Source organism: Acidaminococcus massiliensis (assembly GCF_900095825.1).
Lineage (GTDB): Bacteria > Bacillota > Negativicutes > Acidaminococcales > Acidaminococcaceae > Acidaminococcus > Acidaminococcus massiliensis.
Map to the genome: position 1 here is coordinate 1,961,612 of NZ_LT608315.1, position 16,673 is coordinate 1,978,284.

The 16,673-nt window shown below is 51.6% G+C and carries 18 protein-coding genes; 4 read left to right on the forward strand and 14 right to left on the reverse strand.

Going from position 1 to position 16,673, the window contains the following annotated elements:
* Positions 1 to 13: 13 nt before the first annotated feature.
* From BQ2657_RS09440 to BQ2657_RS09475, 6 genes are all read right to left on the reverse strand, one after another.
* Positions 14 to 943, reverse strand: a complete 930-nt coding sequence (locus BQ2657_RS09440) for a hypothetical protein (protein WP_075580375.1) — start codon at positions 941 to 943, stop codon at positions 14 to 16.
* A gap of 114 nt (positions 944 to 1,057) precedes the next feature.
* The gene (locus BQ2657_RS09445) at positions 1,058 to 1,879 is read right to left on the reverse strand and encodes a protease inhibitor I42 family protein (RefSeq protein WP_075580376.1); all 822 of its coding nucleotides are present in this window, start codon (positions 1,877 to 1,879) and stop codon (positions 1,058 to 1,060) included.
* A gap of 736 nt (positions 1,880 to 2,615) precedes the next feature.
* Positions 2,616 to 3,098 (reverse strand): hypothetical protein, encoded by a 483-nt coding sequence (locus BQ2657_RS09455; protein WP_143224868.1) that lies wholly within the window; start codon positions 3,096 to 3,098, stop codon positions 2,616 to 2,618.
* A 262-nt stretch (positions 3,099 to 3,360) separates the two neighbouring features.
* Entirely contained in the window at positions 3,361 to 4,374 is a 1,014-nt protein-coding gene (locus BQ2657_RS09460) for a DUF4236 domain-containing protein (protein WP_198524550.1), read from the reverse strand.
* Positions 4,375 to 4,437: 63 nt separating this feature from the next.
* Positions 4,438 to 4,605 carry a DUF4357 domain-containing protein gene (locus BQ2657_RS09465; RefSeq protein WP_083236245.1) on the reverse strand — a complete coding sequence of 56 codons (168 nt, stop codon included), beginning with the start codon at positions 4,603 to 4,605 and terminating at the stop codon, positions 4,438 to 4,440.
* 608 nt (positions 4,606 to 5,213) lie between these two features.
* Positions 5,214 to 6,014 (reverse strand): DAPG hydrolase family protein, encoded by an 801-nt coding sequence (locus BQ2657_RS09475; protein ID WP_075580381.1) that lies wholly within the window; start codon positions 6,012 to 6,014, stop codon positions 5,214 to 5,216.
* A gap of 107 nt (positions 6,015 to 6,121) precedes the next feature.
* On the opposite strand from BQ2657_RS09475, the gene BQ2657_RS09480 reads away from it, so the two are divergent.
* The gene (locus BQ2657_RS09480; RefSeq protein WP_075580382.1) at positions 6,122 to 6,676 is read left to right on the forward strand and encodes a TetR/AcrR family transcriptional regulator; all 555 of its coding nucleotides are present in this window, start codon (positions 6,122 to 6,124) and stop codon (positions 6,674 to 6,676) included.
* Positions 6,677 to 6,874: 198 nt separating this feature from the next.
* Here the strand turns inward: BQ2657_RS09480 and BQ2657_RS09485 are convergent, their stop codons facing one another.
* From BQ2657_RS09485 to BQ2657_RS09520, 8 genes are all read right to left on the reverse strand, one after another.
* Entirely contained in the window at positions 6,875 to 7,858 is a 984-nt protein-coding gene (locus BQ2657_RS09485; RefSeq protein ID WP_075580383.1) for an AraC family transcriptional regulator, read from the reverse strand.
* Between the two features lie 10 nt (positions 7,859 to 7,868).
* Positions 7,869 to 8,666, reverse strand: a complete 798-nt coding sequence (locus BQ2657_RS09490; protein WP_075580384.1) for an SDR family NAD(P)-dependent oxidoreductase — start codon at positions 8,664 to 8,666, stop codon at positions 7,869 to 7,871.
* Between the two features lie 720 nt (positions 8,667 to 9,386).
* Positions 9,387 to 9,656, reverse strand: coding sequence for a TIGR04076 family protein (locus tag BQ2657_RS09495; RefSeq protein ID WP_022487793.1), 270 nt, complete (start codon positions 9,654 to 9,656; stop codon positions 9,387 to 9,389).
* A gap of 10 nt (positions 9,657 to 9,666) precedes the next feature.
* Complete coding sequence (locus BQ2657_RS09500; RefSeq protein ID WP_075580385.1) at positions 9,667 to 10,317, reverse strand: cupin domain-containing protein; 651 nt, start codon at positions 10,315 to 10,317, stop codon at positions 9,667 to 9,669.
* A 117-nt stretch (positions 10,318 to 10,434) separates the two neighbouring features.
* Complete coding sequence (locus BQ2657_RS09505; RefSeq protein ID WP_075580386.1) at positions 10,435 to 10,803, reverse strand: type II toxin-antitoxin system RelE/ParE family toxin; 369 nt, start codon at positions 10,801 to 10,803, stop codon at positions 10,435 to 10,437.
* On the reverse strand, positions 10,757 to 11,014 hold the full coding sequence (locus BQ2657_RS09510; RefSeq protein WP_075580387.1) for a type II toxin-antitoxin system Phd/YefM family antitoxin: 258 nt from the start codon (positions 11,012 to 11,014) through the stop codon (positions 10,757 to 10,759). The genes BQ2657_RS09505 and BQ2657_RS09510 overlap by 47 nt, the downstream gene beginning before the upstream one ends.
* 181 nt (positions 11,015 to 11,195) lie before the next feature.
* Complete coding sequence (locus tag BQ2657_RS09515; protein ID WP_198524551.1) at positions 11,196 to 12,569, reverse strand: MATE family efflux transporter; 1,374 nt, start codon at positions 12,567 to 12,569, stop codon at positions 11,196 to 11,198.
* Between the two features lie 153 nt (positions 12,570 to 12,722).
* Positions 12,723 to 13,802: a glycerol dehydrogenase gene (locus BQ2657_RS09520; RefSeq protein ID WP_075580388.1), complete on the reverse strand. Its 1,080-nt coding sequence runs from the start codon at positions 13,800 to 13,802 to the stop codon at positions 12,723 to 12,725.
* Between the two features lie 241 nt (positions 13,803 to 14,043).
* Here BQ2657_RS09520 and BQ2657_RS09525 point away from each other — a divergent pair, with 241 nt between their 5' ends.
* The 3 genes from BQ2657_RS09525 to BQ2657_RS09535 all read left to right on the forward strand — a co-directional run.
* Positions 14,044 to 15,045, forward strand: coding sequence for a Bug family tripartite tricarboxylate transporter substrate binding protein (locus BQ2657_RS09525; RefSeq protein WP_075580389.1), 1,002 nt, complete (start codon positions 14,044 to 14,046; stop codon positions 15,043 to 15,045).
* 67 nt (positions 15,046 to 15,112) lie between these two features.
* The gene (locus BQ2657_RS09530) at positions 15,113 to 15,571 is read left to right on the forward strand and encodes a tripartite tricarboxylate transporter TctB family protein (RefSeq protein WP_075580390.1); all 459 of its coding nucleotides are present in this window, start codon (positions 15,113 to 15,115) and stop codon (positions 15,569 to 15,571) included.
* Positions 15,572 to 15,589: 18 nt separating this feature from the next.
* The coding region (locus tag BQ2657_RS09535; RefSeq protein ID WP_075580391.1) for a tripartite tricarboxylate transporter permease at positions 15,590 to 16,673 on the forward strand (1,084 nt) is incomplete at its 3' end.

Sequence of the window (16,673 nt, forward strand, 5' to 3'; positions counted from 1 at the left end):
TATCTTGTTATTCTCACCGGTGTCCCCGGGGAGGCGGCGGCCGGTGCCCGCCATGGTGGGGCGGAGGCGGACGGTGGCCGATGTAAGCAGGACCGTAGAACGGGGCACCCCACCAGCTGCGCCAGTAGAAATCGTCCAGCATCATCATTTCGTTCAGATAAAGACGGTTCAGATAAGAACGATAGGCCATCTGCTGCAGTTCTTCTTTGGTCACCACAAAGACACGGGCCGTGCCGGAATCTTTCACGTTCCCCACCTGGGCCTCTACCAGGATATCCGTCCTTCCCAATTTCTGAGGGATCAGCTGGTTGCTGCTGTCCACAGAGACCACGTTCTCGTTCAGGCTTTTCACCTTCAGGGTGTAAGGTACTTCCCCCGGAGTCCGGAGCCGCACGATCCCCTTTTCCCCCAGCTGCAGATACCGGGGATAGACCTGGAGCCTGGTCTTCTTCATGACCTTATCCGCTGAGCCGGCTATCATGCCCGGTTTTTCTCCGTCCAGCCGCCACACCGATGAAAGATCTTTGGCTACGTAATACTCTCCGATCTGGGTTTTGTCTTTTTCATCGTAGGCCCGGACCCTGCGGAAGAATTTATCCGTCAGTTCCCGATCCACCCGGAGGTAATAAGGCCTGCCCGCCGGGTCAAGACCGGTAGCGCCCTTATCCAATCCCTGGAGGCAGGCCGTCACCTTTTTGTACGTCCCGCCCTTCACCAGGCAGAACTTCTCCAGGATCTTGGCATCCGCCTCAGCCAGCGGATCCCGGATGGCCTTTATCCCATCATTTTTCGATGCGGCTGGCGCCCCGGCCTTTTCAGCAGAAACAGCGGCCGTTATGCCAGTTGGCTGCACTGCCGGCCCCGGAGAAGCTGCAGAGGCCATACCGCTCCCCAGGCAGAATGCGGCAAAGCCTGTACAGAGCAGCCTTTTGATCGTATCCATAAGATTTCCCTTCTTTCTCCAGTGAAACAACGCCCGTACAAACGGGACGACCTGTCGGGAACGCTCTGCAGCCTTTGGTCATCCCTTAACGGTTCTTGATTCTTCAATTTCCCTTCAGTCCAGCTGCAGCACCCGGTCCACGTCGGCCATGATGACCCCTGTAGTCCCGTCCAATTTGCTCAGGAGCTGCTGCATTTCTTGGGAATTTTTCACCGGCTTGTCCAATTTCAACGCTGCCATGCTCAGCATGGGCATGTAATACTGGACGCTGCAGTCCATTTTTTTCGCCAGCTTTTCTACGTCTTTTTGGGTCATCCCCCAGTCCAGGTGCAGCAGTACCATATCATCGGAATAGGCCTCTCCAGTGAACCCATTGCGGATCAGATGGCCCTCATGGGTTTCTTGGAAAGGATCTTTGACAGATGCCAAAGATTTCCGGAGAGAAGCAGCGGTTTTCCCATCCGTTTCCCCAGACGCACCAGGACGGGTGAAATGGACGCTGCTGATCTGTTTGGCCTGGTCGATGGTCAGGTGGACTTCCAGATCATTTGTCGGATCATTTCCCTTTTGCCGGATCTGAAAAACGGTTGTGCCAGGCTTCAGAGCCGTAAATTGCAGTTTGGTCACCGCCAGCTGGGGTTTTGTATCAGAAAGCCGGGTCACAGTCTGGGAATCCAGCCGCAGCATAGCAGGATCCAGATCCTCCACATCCCAGCCCGCTCCTCCGGCAGCATTCCCTTTCAGGTCCAAGGTCAGGGTACTTCCTTGGACGGCCATTCCATACCCGGAATAGACTTCCTGTTGGGTACCATCGGCGGACCGGTAACTGACGCTGGCTGTCTGGGTAAAGGCTTCTTCCGCCCACGCTGCAGCCGGCAGCCCCAAGGCCAGCACGGATAGCATCACCATGACTCTTTTCCAATCCAGGTTTTTCAATTCTGTCAAGCCTCCTGCTTACAATCTTACATCTTTTATTTATACCAAAAAGCCTGCTCTGTCAACCCAAGAGCAGGCTTTTCATGATCAATCGATGACATCGATGCGCTGGATGATCCCTTGCGAGTCCGTATACACAAACATCCCCGCACCTTGACCTTGATCAACAGCCACGGGAAAAAGTCCACAATCTTGCCGACTGTGGACCTTTTTCTGCTGTTCGGTTTTTTCCTAATGGCAGGAATTCCCCACTCCCGCCATGGCTTTTCCTTACCCTGGAATCGCTTTTTCAATGCTTCGAATATTTTTTGACTTGTTCCTCAATGAATTGATGTTCCCTTTTCCACAATTCCATTTGTTTTTCCGCATCCTCGTTGATTGTATTGAATGCATTGCTTTGAGAATGGGGGTGCTCCCGGGAACCTTCTCCCCTTTTTTTCTGAGAAGGGCCCTCATTCACCGTATCCCACAGGAACATATCGTCGAAATCCTTTTCCCAGCCGTTGTCCATTTTTCTCACCTCTCCGAAAACTTATCGGTTCCATGTGCCAAATCCTCGTCGAAATATAGGGAGAGACACCGGCCCGGGCCTCAGTCCAGGTGCAGCAGGACCATATCACATGACTCTTTTCCAATCCAGGTTTTTCGATTCTGTCAATCCTCCTGCGTACAATCTTACACCTTTTATTTATACCAAAAAGCCTGCTCTGTCAACCTAAGAGCAGGCTTTTCATGATCAATCGATGACATCGATGCGCTGGATGATCCCTTGCGAGTCCGTATACACAAACATCCCCGCACCCGAACCGGATCCTATATGGGGATAAATGGTTTTGTAAAGCCCGCTCCTTTTATCGTATCGAGCGCTTTCGTAACCATATAAATCCGTTGCCACCGATTTATTCATACCAACAGTCAATCCCGCCGGCGTCCCCCATCCATTGTCAGCCCGCGTAGAAACATAATTGATATGGATCGTGCCATCCGTCCCTCTCCACCCTTTCAGGAGGACGCTCTCCCCATAATGGTACTGGAAATACCGGCCATCATCCGTGATATATTCTGGCTCCCCATAGATACTGGACGCGTAGTCCAAGGTACAATGGGTCACGTTCAGTCCTCCCAGGGAAAATTCCGAATTGGGCAAGGGCCGTGCCTGGCAGACCGCAGCCAAAGCGAAGGTGAAACAAAGGATGAGTAAAGAAACTGTTTTTTTCATGATGACTCCCCCATTTTCCTGCAGCATCTTTTCCAGCTTGGTTTATCCAAGAAGATCTTCCAAAAGTTATTATATCACCTTATCTGGGGCAAAATCACGACACCGTATAAATGGGTATGTGTCAACAAGTTCTCGATGAAACCTTCATCGCAGTATAGTTATCCATTCATGGGCCGAAAGTGCAGAGTGAAGAGTGCAGAGAGGACAACCATATTATCAGAAAGATGCCGCATATATAACAGTCTTTAGCCTCAAATCAGCATTACGAGGGATTTTGTGCTAGTTTCTTCATTTCTTCAACGGTCTTATTATTCGAACACATCAATTCCACATACAGATCTTTGTTTTTTGAACGGATAATGATCGTCCCATACGCACAAATAGGAAGCTGCCTGTTGTCTTTGAATCGTTTATCAGGTGTTCCATTTTTATTGACTTTCAGCCATGTCTGGCCGATGACTTCAGCGTCATTGGGAACCAGCTCTTCTTCCACATAGGATGTTTTCTTGAAATCCAACAGAATATCTGAATAGCTGACCGCCCCCACATCCATCGCTGAAACGACCAGCAGCTTGTCGGGCATAAAGTAAAGAGCCTGTTTTCGAAGTTTTAACCCAAAGCAGGACACATTAGAAAGGATATAAAAAGGCAGTTGATTGGTAACTCTCGCTGCAATCCGCTTGATTCCCCTTGATGCGCCGCCGTTGGTTCTACGTTCCAGACTGCTTTCCGAAATCACCTGCCAGAATTTAGCATTATTACCTAATTGCATCCATAGTGCAGATAAATGCTCGTATCTTTGCTTGGATTCCTCGTCGAAGGAATATTCCACAGGGACCCGCAGTTTTGTATAGACAAGAACCTTAAGGATTGCCCCAAGCAATGCCGTCAGGGCAAAAACCGGATACACTATGGATAATACCGCCGTGGCCAACAATGGAGTACTGATATAATTGTATCTTTGGACCGCTTTCAGTTTTTTTAGCAATTCGGCATATTCCGGATCCTGATATTCACTAATTTCTATTTTTTCGGTACTGACATCAGGAGGTTCTAATGGCTGCTGAACTGGCGGGGTCCCGGGGACACCATTCCGTCCTTTAGGACCGTATTCCTGCACATAGGATATCCCCGTTCCAGGGATAGAATATGTTTCACGAACTCCCCCACGGGCCGTTTTGGTGAATCTGACTCCCTTCATTCCCCAGCTGTAGCCGATTCCACTTTTACTGATATTGATATGGCAGCCAAATCCCAAATTGATACGTTTTCTCATTCTCCATCCCATGAGAAACTCCCCCAATCAATAGTTTAAAATATTTATATTGCTTCTACTATCTTAGTGATCTTGTTCTGCTTCGATTTCTTTTAACGACTTTCCATCCGCATTTTTCCACACCCTGGGTCCGCTGACGCTATACCCAAGAACAAAGTCAGCGGCTGCAGAAGAGCTGGAAAAAAGTAGATCCTCTGTAGTTACCCAATCTTTTACTTTTTCATCAGCCATCCATTTCTCTCTCAGTTTGACGATTCCATTGCTGAGAGATTTCGCACTTAATTTTTCATTCAGTCTGGCTCCTTGTAAAACTACAAAGCCTTCCGGTGTAACTTTCCCTACTCCATAAGCAGATCCTGAAGAGATATGAAGCAGTTCTTCATCATTATTCCCAATATCCTGTTTTTGTGCTGATAAACAAACTAGGCACCAAAAGTTCCTGGGGGGAATATCCCCCGTGGACGTAGTTCATGCCCCCAGAGGCTTTAAAGACGCTCATACCTTTGGCCAGGACCACATACCGGTCATTCACCCAAAAGAAACAGCCTGTTTGAGTTCCCGGAACCAGTATTTTTCCTTGACTCGTGCTGGATAGGGCTGTATTGTTACTGAAAGTGCGGACATACGAAGGCTCCTTTCCCATCATAGATATCAGTTTTTGAAACCATTTTCTTGTTTCCTACTGTTAACACTATGGTTTATTATACCATAGCCGCTGTAGAAATTTTAGGACAGGTAAAGAAAAACGCCCTAGCAGGAACTCCCACCACGGCTGTCTTTCTTTCCGGATCATTTCGATTTAAGACGTCAGACCGGCCCTACCGGGTCTGACGTCTTGTTCAAAAATTCTCCTTATTCTTCCTGTAAACTTCCGGCAAAATAGCGGCCAGGTTGGTAAATTCCTTGATATTGTGAGCAAAAAGGCCCCGAGCCACTTCCACCGGTACCGAATCCCCTTCCGGCAGAGCTTTGATGATCTTCCCCTGGTGCAGGGCATATCCGATCCAGAACCGGGAGCAGAACAGGACACCCTCTTTATACGGGAACCATTTATGGGTCATGGCCGCCCCGCAATCCCCTGCCCCAATGGCGCAGACCAAGGACTGACAGGCTGCAGTCCCCAGCAGGGATTCATCATACCCGAAATCCCTGGGCCGCTTGAACTGCAAATGCAGGAAGGACGGTCCGAAGCCGATATCTTCCATAATGTAATGATCCACATCCCAAGTCTTTTGGGAAACAGGGACGGAAGGGTCGCAAACGTATGCCGCATTATTGGCACGGGCAAAATAATGATCCTCCGGGTCCCAGATTTTGTAACGGAGGTCAGAGCCTACGCTGTGCCAGGGGAACCACCAGTCCAGCATATCGCCGGTCACTCCGGGCATATAGGTTGCATTGCAGACAAACCCTGTCCCGTCAGCAGCCACGCCATAGCCCACCTGACAGAATTCCTTGTCCATCCCCTGGAGGAAACGGTTCCGCTCTGCAAAAGGAACGGCAGGGACCGGAGAAGGTTTCTCGATCAGGGCCAGTTTCGCAGCCGGCACCTCCGTCATTTTCCGCTGGAACAGGGGATAATAGGAAAGGGTTTTCTCTTCCTTGCTGACGCCCACTTTTTTCCCAGTATACAATGTCATAAAAAGACCGCCTTTCTTGTTCTGTTTGCTGACTTGTGATACGATTGTATCACAGTAAACAGGCTCCAACTACCCACTCCTGGGATATAGAACAGAAAGGCGTAAAAATGTATCATATTGCAAATGATCCCCGGGCCAGGAAAAGTGCAGAACTGATTGCCCAAAGCGTCCTGGCTCTTTCCAAAAGCAAGTCAGCCAACAAGCTTTCCATTGCGGCCATCCAGCGGGCATCCTCGGTCAGCCGCAGCACTTTTTACCGTCTCTTCGATACCCCGGTAGATGTGCTGCTTTGGCAGATGGACCAACTTTTTGCCGGTTTTGTCAGGGAATTGCCCCAACAAGGAACCCGGAAAGCCGTCCTTTTCTCGTTTTTCCAAACCATTATGGAACATGCAGAATTGTTTGCCGCACTGGAAAAATGCAACCGGCTGGATGCCCTGGCCCAGAATCATCGGCGGTATTTCAAAGACATGGGCTCTTTGATCGGTATTCCTTCCCAACTGGAAGAGGCAGGTCAAGAATACCTCATTGACATCATGAGCTACCTGCTGCCGGTTGCCATTTCCACCTGGATCCATCGGGGACAAAAAGATACCCCCGAAGAAGTCTATCACCACTTTTGGCAAAGCATCCGTACCATCGCCAGCCTGGATGCATTGTAACTCTGGGGAAACCAGCTCCCATTTACCCACAGAATCCGTAGGGTGCGCACCAAGGGTCGTGGAACGATCCCGCCCGGTGCGCTCGTTTGCCGGTCGGGTGGGAAAACATACCCCCGTGCAGGCGGGCGGCTCTGGCAGCACTTTGTTTTGCAAAAGTCTTGAACCGCCCCTACGGTGGTGGGGCGTACCTTCAATTCCCTATTGCAGGGACTGTTTGTACTCTCTGATGCTCATACCTGTCCATAGATTAAATGCACGGAGAAAAGAATTCAGTTCCTGATAGCCCAGAAGAAAAGCGATTTCATCGCTGCTCATATCCGTATTGCGGATGTAGTGCCTGGCAAGGATCTCTCTGGTTCCATTCAATTGCTTTCGAAAGGATGTATTTTCTTCCATCAGCTTTCTTTGGAGAGTCCTTTTACTTACACCCAGCTTGGCGGCAACATCCTCCACCGTCCCAGCACCTCCAGGCAAAAGCTCCGTCAAGGCACTGCGTACCTTTGCGGCAAAAGTATCCTCCTGTTCCATTTCATAAAGACGTCTCTGTAGCTCCGGTTCAAAGAATTCCCACATAGAATCGTTATGGCTGATAAACGGTTTTTTCAAATCATCTGTCCGGAAAACAACCACATTTTCTTCGCCCTGCTCCACCGGACAGCCAAGGAATCCTGCGAATACATCATCCATCACGGGTTGCTGCATCAGAACCCGAATCGGTGTGATAGGATCTTTGGTTGCGGCCCGGATAATATGAATCACAAAAACAATCTCAATTTCCGTAAGAAACTGCGGTAAAACCTGTTCATCCGTACTTGCGGCAATCACCAGGGTGGTTTCTCCCTCCCTATCCCGGAGTTCATACTTCATTGGCGCGATGATGCGCTTGTACCGGGACAGACGTTCCAAACAGGTTTTCCCGTTTTTACTGCAGTAAGCAGCAAATATCGGTGGCGAAAAGCTTTCAATGTTATCTGCCGTGACAAGCCTAATCGGCAGCTGTGGATCGGTGATCTGACCGCCGACCGCTTCCATGAAACGATAGTAGGCGGCCTCATCCAATACCGGCTTTTTATGACTGAACAAGTCTTCCGGTACGCCAGCAGCCCTTAATGCTTCACCAACCCGGACGCCGATCATTTCAAGATATTTTCCGTATTGACCATCCAGTATGTACCTGTCCATTCCTCATCCCTTATTTCTTTGCACTTCCAGCAATCTGCTGCTTATAAATAAAGTTCAGCAAGGCCTTCTTCGGGAACATGGGCGCAAGTGCTACCACCGGTTTCTGCCAGTCCAGAAGACCTGAGGTAACATTCAGTGCGCCTTTCAGCATCCCATGGTACCCATCCTGGGCTACGGCCATTGGATCAACGGCGTTTGCGAACATCTTGGTATCAGAGAGACCCCCTGCATTGGCAAAGCCAGTCTTCATGACTCCCGGCATCAGCGCCGTAACGGTTACGCCGGTTCCCTGAAGCTCACGCCACAGCGCATTTGACCAGCTGGTCACATAGGCCTTTGTGGCATAATAGACCGCCTGAAGTGGGCCGGGCATGACAGCTGCTGTAGATGAGACATTCAGGACTCTGCCTTGTCCCCGTTTGATGAAGTCCGGAAGGAACAGTTTACAGAGCCTGGTGGGGGTGTCGATATTGACCGCAATCATGGACATGTCTTGCTCCATGGTGCGCTCACGGGCGAAATCTCCCTGTCCACCGAATCCGGCATTGTTGATGAGATAATCAACCGTCCAGTGATTCTCCCTGCAGATATCATAGATCTTCTGTGCCGCCTCTGGAACAGAAAGATCAGCAGCAATCGTGTGAACTTCCACACTATATTGTTTTTTTACAGTATCAGCCTGTTCATTGAGTTTTTCCTGGCTGCGTCCCACAAGGATGAGAGCACCGCCATTTCCAGCATGGATATTTACAAAGCAGGTGCCAAGCCCGCCATATGATCCGGTGATCAGTGCCGTTTTCTTTTCCATTTCAGAGTCCTCCTGTGCCATATGATGGTACCATTATACGAAATCACAGGAGTTTCCAGAACATCTTAAAGAGCCATGATTATATCAATTTGCGCCATATGGACGAAGGGTATAAGACGATTGGGATTACGCCCCCTGGGCGGCCGGGGACGGGCTTGCCTGCGGCGAGCCCCTACACCGTTGGGGTCGAGAGTTCTCGTGCTATTGATTGGACGGGGTTGGCGCAGTGACGATGAAAACCGGTTCCCTGCATCCCTGCCGTACCTACGACCGGGGCGGCGTAGACCAACTATATAAAGTCAAGCCAATTTTAAAATAAATTTCAGTTGCTATGGATCTTGGCAAAAGGGCGCACTTACCCAAGCCCCCTTTTGTGGGCTTAAAAAAATCAGGCTAAATAAGGGCAGCCACTAATACCAAGCCGGTAAATCAATNGAGCCGCAGGCCCGCCCTTCCCCGGCCTCTGAAGCCTTAGATGTAGGTCCATCCTGCTTATCGCCAACAAGCTGACGTCTGACATCTGATAGGCCCATTAGGGCCGGGTCTGACGTCTTTTCTGCCCCCCAGGCGGCCGGGACGGGCTTGCCTGCGGGAATCCCCTACAACGTTGGGGTCGAGGGTTTTCGTGCTATTGATTGGACGGGGTTGGCGTGGGGACGATGAAAGCCGGTTCCCCTGACAGAACAAGGGGTGCTGCACATTGCATGCAGCACCCCCTAGCTATTCTTCCACCACTTCTGCTTTGAACACCATGATGGTATCCGCATCGCTGCAGCAGAATTCAGCGGTGCCTTTGGGCTGGCCTGGGATCTGTCCTCCGTACCGGAGGATGTCGATGTAGGGAAAGGCGCAGTGCATGGCCATGGGGCAGATCTTGCCCCGGTCTTCGTCGAAATCGAAGACTTCCCCTACATGATGGCCCCGGTGGCAGCCCATCTTCCCTCTCCGGTCCGTTACGGTGATCCGGATCTTCGGTCTGCGTCCTGCCATGGCTTTTTCCTTATTCCAGGGTCAGCAGGAGACCCATCTTGAAGGGTTTCTCCGCTTTCACCCAATGGAGGCCGTTCTTGGCGAACCGGAACTGTTCGCCAGCCTTCAAGATATGGGCTTGACCTTCATAGCCGATGACCCCTTCTCCTTCCAGAGCAAAGATCAGGGCATCCCCAGGGGCTGCATGTTCGCTGAGCCCGGTACCGGCAGCAAAGGCCATGACCACGAATTTCATTTTGTCGTTATGGACCACATCCATGTTGACGATCCGTCCCTCCTGATAGGGCACCAGATCGGCTAGACGAAAAGCTTTTCCTGCTTCTACTGCGTTGTTCATGATATCCTCCTTTTGGATTTCCAGTTCCGTATACACGGTATCTGTAGGGGCTTCCATCCCCACCGGCACATCCGTGGGGGCCAGGAAGCACTGTCCCGGATCCAGCACTGTTTCTGCCCGGTCCGCCCGGACTTTCAGCTGCCCCTCCTGGACCAGGAGCAGTTTGTGATAGGGATACAGCTCACCGCTGATGTCCGTCCCCTTTCCCAGCGAAAAGATCCAGAGGGGATTCCTGCCCCCAGCGATCTGCTGAGAAACCGTACACCCGGCCACCGCCGGATTCGTTTCTTCGAGACGGAAGGCCTTCCCCGCTTCCAGTTCCATACCACCACCTGCTTTCCTTGTTCTTGCCTGTATTGTAGCATGGAAACAAAGGAAAGTACGTTGGAAGGACAACAAAAGAAGAGCAATCCTAGCCATAGCCTCCCTCTCAGGAAATACTTACAGACTCAGGTTTTGCTGGATTTCTTTTTGATTTCTCGGTCCATAAACAATTCGCAAAATAATGACGGTTTCTAAGCATTCTCGAATTACGTAATAGAAAAGATACGAATCAACCACTTTCATCCGTACTGTTTCTGTCACTATGAAATCATTCCGAAGTTCCGGACCGCTGTAAGGATAATGGCAGGTTTCTTGTATCTTATCCTCTAAATTTGAAAAAAAGACAGCCGCAGCCTGTGGATTATTCAATTCATTTGCAATATAAGAAAGGATTTCATCTAAATCAGCTACAGCTGTTTCAGTGAATTGAAAATGATAATTACAGATGGTACTTCTCTTTGAGCCGGTCCAGAGTGTCACTTCCATCCACAACCCTTCCTTTTTTTACATCCTGCAGCCCCTTGAGTAGGAGCCGTGCTTCTTCCAATTGCTGCTGTGTCTTTTCATAATAGTCGATATCCATGACCACCAGCCGGCCATAACCGTTTTTGGTCACATAGACTGGGCCTTGTTCTCTCACACAAAGTTCTTCAATTTTTACGGTATCTCTCAAATCCCGCATAGGAATGATCCTCATTGAAATCACCTCCTCAATTATGTATTAATTATATCATATTTATGACTGAATTATGTTTTAAAATCTTTTATTTCCAATTTCTCCTAAAACATTTTTCTTTATGTATGCAAAAAAAAGCTGTGAATATGTACACGAAGAGCGACATTCATATCACAGCTTTGATTTTCGCATATTTTCTTCTTCATTTTGCTCCATCCATTTTCGGGATCTGCTGGAAGAATCCCCGGATCAGCACCGCTGCCAGGAGGAAGCCGCAGATATCGGATACGCTCTGGCTCCATACCAGGCCCGTGAGGCCGAAGTTCCGAGGCAGCACCATCAGGGTGGGGATCAGGAAAAGGCCGCTGCGGCCGGCTGCCACCAGCATGGCGCCCACTGTATGCCGGGTGGTCTGGAGGCACATGTTGGACAGGATGGTCAGGGGCACCAGGAAAAAGGTCACGGCCTGGGCCCGAAGGGCAGCAGCCCCTACGGAAATCACCAAAGGATCATCCCGGAATTCTTCCAGGATGGGGGTGGCCCAAAAAATGGCCACGGCAGCGGCTGCCAGGGAAAACAGGGTCCCCGCTTTCACCGCGAACCAGAAGCCTTCCCGGAGCCGTCCGTACTTTTTGGCCCCATGGCTGAATCCGCACACTGGCTGGAATCCCTGGCCAAAACCGATGACCACGGAGGCAGCAAAGAAGCTGAGCCGGGTCACGATGGACATGGCAGCGATGGCGGCATCCCCGAAGGCACCGGCTGCTACGTTGAGGAAAATGGTGGAAAGGCTTTGGGTCCCCTGGCGCACCAGGGAAGGCGCTCCCCCAGCCACGATTTCTTTCGCAATGGGCCAGCAAGGATGGATGTTCCCCAGCCGGATGGGGATGTTCCCACCCCGCCAGGTCATGGCGAACAGGATGCAGAAGCTGACGAACTGGCTCAAAATGGTAGCATAAGCCGCTCCCGCTACGCCCATATGGAATTTGAAGATGAAGAGAGGATCCAGGAACACATTCAGGAAGCCCCCCACGGTGATGCCCACCATCCCGAAGGCCGCACTGCCCTGGAACCGGAGATGGTTGTTCATCACCAGGCTGCACATCATCACCGGAGCCCCGATGAGGATCACGCTCATATATTGGATGGCATAGGGCAGGATGGTGGGGGTGGACCCGATCAGGGTGGCCAATTGGGCCGCAAAGGCGTTGCCAAGAATGGCGATGCAGAGCCCGCATAAAAACGTGTAGAAAAAGCTGGTGGAAGCCATGGTCGCCGCTTCCGTCCGTTTCTTCGCCCCCAAAAGACGGGAAATGCTATTGCCGGAACCGATGCCGAAGAAAAAGGCGATGGCATGGATGATGGCCATGGTGGCAAAAGTGACCCCTACGGCTGCGGTGGAGGTGGTATCGATCTTGCTGACAAAGTAAGTATCTGCCATATTATAGAAGCTGGTGCACAGCATGCTGATGATGGAGGGCAGCGCCAGGGAAGCGATCAGCGGCTTCACCGGAGCTTCCAGCATTTTCTTGTATTTTTGGGCTTCTTTGGAGTTTTTGGGTGTAGGATCAATCATAAAAGGACCGCCTATCTGTCCGACAGCGGACGGGTATTTTTTTTATTATACCATAAAAAGGGGGTGTGAAAAAATTCACACCCCCGGTCGCGGTTCGCGAGTCACGGGTCGCGAGCCTGGCCGTTCAAGCCGTTTGTTCTATTTCTGCGGCTCTTATTTCCCCAACGCATCCGCCTGGATGATGGCGGCGTAGAGCTGTTCTTCGGTTACATCGGCCACCATGTTGTGGATGCTTTCACCGGGCACGCAGGCTGCTTTGGCGATCTGGCGGATCTGTTCGTCGGTGGTGATCCCCAGTTCAGCCAGGGTGGTGGGCAGGCCCACTTCTTTGCAGAAGCCTTGGACATCCCGGAATTCATCCTCTTCCACCCCTTCCAGCACCAGCTGGACCAAGGTACCGAAGGCCACGCAGTTCCCATGGGGTGCACTATGGCCGCCCAGAGAAGTGATGCCATTGTAGAAGGAATGGGCGCAGGCCAGGCCGCCGTTGTCCGCACCCACCCCGGACAGATACACATTGGTTTCGATGATGGCATCCAGGGCCGGAGTCACCACCTGTTTTTCCACGGACTTTTTGGCCTGGGCTCCGTAATTCCGCAGATTTTCGTAGCACAGTTCGCACAGGGCCATGGCGGACCGGGTGATCCCTCCGTTTTCCAAGCTGGGTGCATCGGTGCGATAGCAGGCCCGGGCTTCGAAATAGGTCCCCAAGGCATCCCCCATGCCGGCCACCAAGAATTTCACCGGAGCATGGGCGATCACATAGCTGTCCACCAGCACACCATCCGGATTGTTGGGATAGAACAGATAAGTGTTGAAGGACCCGTCATCATTGTAAATGACGGAAAGCCCGGTACAGGGAGCATCGGTGGCCACCACAGTAGGGATGATCACCACCCGTTTCCCTTCATAATGGGCCGTGGCTTTGGCCGTATCGATGGCAGAACCGCCGCCCACGCCGACCACTACGTCGATATTTTCAGCCCGGACCATCTTCCGGAACTTTTCGATTTCCCCTACGCTGGAAATCCCCCCGAACACTTCATAATGGCGATGGGTCTCACTGTTCCCAAAGCTTTCTTCCAGTCTGTCGTGACAGGCCCGATGGCCGCTCCGGCTGCAGATGAACAGCCAGTTCTTCCCCAGATCCTTGAAATAATCGTAGAATTCCTTCAGAGCTCCGCTGCCCTGTACATATTTCAACGGTGCACGCATCAGACGCAATCTTGCCATAATGATCGACCTCCTCAAATACAGTCTTTAAATGTAGTCTTTCCTGATACAGATTATACCATAGATTTATCATAATTAACAATAATTATTCATTTATAATATGATAATGAAAACCCTGTTCACGAAACGGATTCGACTGTTTTTTCCAAAAATTCAGTAGGCGGAATTTCAGAAATATGCTACAATGGTTTTACAGAGTTTTTACATTTTGACAGATTCTTTACAAAGGAGGAAGATTTGTATGAAACTCAAAAAATGGTTGGCCGCTTCCGCCATCTGCGCACTGGCTCTGGCTGTAGGTGCCTGCGGCGGTGGCAAAAAGACACAGCAGAAGGCGGCCGGCGACTGGAAGCCCACCAAGGACATCAAAGTGATCGTGGCCTATAAGGCGGGGTCCGGTACGGATACAGGGGCCCGGGTCCTGTGCAAGGATGCGGAAAAATTCGTAGGCAAGACCCTGATCATCGAAAACAAGCCCGGTGCGGACGGGAAGATCGGCTGGACGGAACTGTCCAAGGCCAAACCGGACGGCTACACCATCGGCTTCATCAACCTGCCCACCTACACCACTCTGGCTCTGGCCAAGAATGCTTCCTTTGATGACAAGAGCATCGTCCCCATCTGCAACCATCTGAAGGAGACCGGGGTTGTGGTGGTCCGGAAAGACAGCCAGTTCAACAGCCTGAAGGATCTGGTGGAATACGCCAAGGCCCATCCCGGCGAACTGAAAGCTTCCACCAACGGGGTCCAGGCTTCCAACCATACGGCAGCCCAGCTGCTTTCCACCACGGCCAAATTCAAATACAATGCGGTGCCTTACGGCGGCACGGCTGACCAGCTGCTGGCCCTGCGCCAGGGCGAAGTGGATTTCTCCTGCGCCAAATTGGGGGATGTGGAACCCCTGATCCGGGGCAGCAATGCCGCTCTGAAACTGTTGGGCGTGTTCTCTGAAAAACGCCTGGATGATTACAAAGATGTCCCCACTCTGGGTGAACTGGGCTATTATAACAAATGGTATGGCTCTGCCCGTGCCCTGGTAGCTCCCAAAGGCACTCCGGAAAACATCATCAAATTCTATGAACAGGCTTTCAAACTGACCATGACCGACGAACAGACCATCCGGGACCATAAGAATGCCGGACTGGAACTCCACTACATGGACAGCAAGGAATTGGGCAAACTGATCCAGGATCAGATGACCTTCTGCAAAGAAGTGGTCAGCAAACTGTACCAGGATGCCTGATCAGCAACACATCGGATCTGCAAAGGGGCTGCTTCCGGGCAGCCCCCCTGTTTGAGGGGAAACCATTATGAAAAAATCGGAACTCAGTGTCGTCATCTTCATGCTGGGATTCTGTGCCTTCTTTTTTTATGAGACACTGCAGCTGCCTCCTGCGGCACAAAGCTATCCCAAATTCGTCATCGGCCTGTTGGCCGTCCTGACCCTGATGCAGCTGGTGAAAATGGCCTGCAGCTGCCATGGGCACTTTACCGTCATCAATGACCTGCCGGAAGTCTGGACCAATTTCCTGCCAAAACAGTTCTTCACATTCTTGGGTGCATCGATTCTTTTCTTCATCCTGATGATCTTCATCGGATTCTATCCTTCCGCCATCATCTATCTATTATTCATGATGCACTTCTTCCATATCGAAAAGAAATACATGGCCATCACCGTCCTGGTCCTGATGGTCCTGATCTATGTGGTCTTCAGCGAATTTTTGGCCGTGCCTCTGCCGGATGGCCTCTTGGTTGAAGAACTGCTGTAGGAAGCGAGGGATGGATAAATGGAAAATCAATATGCATTGATGGCCATGGGATTCGTCAACGCGCTTTCTCCCATGAACATCGTCATCATGATCGCCAGTGTGACCATGGGGATCATCATTGGCTGTATGCCCGGTCTTTCCGCGGCTATGGGGGTAGCCCTGCTGCTGCCTCTGACTTTTGGGATGGAACCTTCTGCGGGGCTCATCATGCTGGGAGGCATCTACTGCGGGGCCATCTTCGGCGGATCCATTTCCGCCATCTTGATCCACACCCCCGGCACCCCGGCTTCGGCGGCCACTGCCCTGGACGGATACGCCATGACCTTAAAGGGAAAAGCCGGGAAAGCGTTGGCCACTGCCTGCATCGCTTCTTTCTGGGGCGGTCTCCTGAGCTGCATCTCCCTGTATTTCTTTGCCCCGCCCCTGGCCAAACTGGCCATGGAATTCGGCAGCCCGGAATATTTCTGGCTGAGCCTCTTCGGTCTCACCATCATCGCCGGCATCAATACGGATTCCATGATCCTGGGGCTCATGTCCGGGGCCTTCGGACTGGTGCTGTCCACCATCGGCATGGATCCCATGCAGGGGGTGGAACGGTTCATGTTCGGCCAGGATTCCCTGTATAACGGCATCAACATCACCTGTGCCCTGATCGGGCTCTTTTCCATGAGCCAAGCCTTCATCCTGGCAGAAAAAGCCATCGTGAAGCGGGCCAAGGCCGCCAAATTCAGCGACCGGATCATGCTGAGCCTGCAAGAAATGAAACGGATCACCCCCACAGTGCTCCGCAGCTGGATCATCGGGAACATCATCGGGATCCTGCCCGGGGCCGGGGCTTCCATCGCCTGCTTCCTGGGCTACAATGAAGCCAAGCGGTTCTCCAAGCATCCGGAAGAATTCGGCCATGGTTCCATTGAAGGGGTGGCCGGTTCCGAAGCGGCCAACAATGCGGTGACCGGCGGTTCCCTGATTCCCACCCTGACCTTGGGGATCCCTGGGGAAAGCGTCACCGCCGTGCTCATGGGTGGGCTGGTCATCCACGGGCTCCAGCCGGGGCCGGAACTCTTTACAAAGGATGGTCCCACGACGCATACTTTCTTTG